The 739-nt window shown below is 62.4% G+C and carries 1 protein-coding gene; it reads left to right on the forward strand.

Annotated elements, in window-relative coordinates:
- On the forward strand, positions 1–703 hold a 703-nt coding region (locus ABD767_RS17240; protein WP_344870014.1), incomplete at its 5' end, for an IS256 family transposase.
- Positions 704–739: the final 36 nt, after the last annotated feature.

Here is a 739-nt window from a genome sequence, read left to right on the forward strand (position 1 = left end):
CATCCACGTGAAGGTGCGCGAGGGCGCGGTGCGGGTCAAGGCGGTGTACCTGGCCATCGGCATCACCATGACGGGCGAGAAGGAGGTGCTGGGTCTGTGGCTGGCGCAGACCGAGGGTGCCAAGTTCTGGCTGCAGGTTGTGACCGAACTGCGCAACCGGGGCGTGCAGGACATCTTCATTGCCTGTGTCGATGGGCTCAAGGGCTTCCCTGACGCCATCGAGGCCGTCTTCCCCCAGGCGGTTGTGCAACTGTGCATCGTTCACATGGTGCGCCACAGCCTGAACTACGTCTCATGGAAGCGCCGCAAAGAGGTGGCGGCCGACCTGCGCCGCATCTACACGGCCGCCACCGCCGAGGAGGCCGAACTGATGCTCGGAGAGTTCGAGGCCCGATGGGATGCCGAGTACCTGCCCATCGGCCAGTCCTGGCGCAGGAACTGGAGTCGCTTGACCCCGTTCTTTGACTACCCGCCGGAAATCCGCAAGGTCATCTACACCACCAACGCCATCGAGTCGGTCAACATGAGCCTGAGGAAGCTGACCAAGAACCGGGGCTCGTTCCCCAGCGACGAGGCGCTGACCAAGCTGTTCTACCTGGCGCTGCGCAACATCAGCCAGAAGTGGACCATGCCCATCCGGGATTGGAAGGCCGCGCTGACCCGCTTTACCATTCAGTTCGGAGACCGCATCTCCGTCAATTGAAGTCCGACCCGTTTACACAAAAATTCGGACACGCCC

The organism is Comamonas faecalis, from assembly GCF_039538025.1.
Taxonomy (GTDB): Bacteria; Pseudomonadota; Gammaproteobacteria; order Burkholderiales; family Burkholderiaceae_C; genus Comamonas_C; species Comamonas_C faecalis.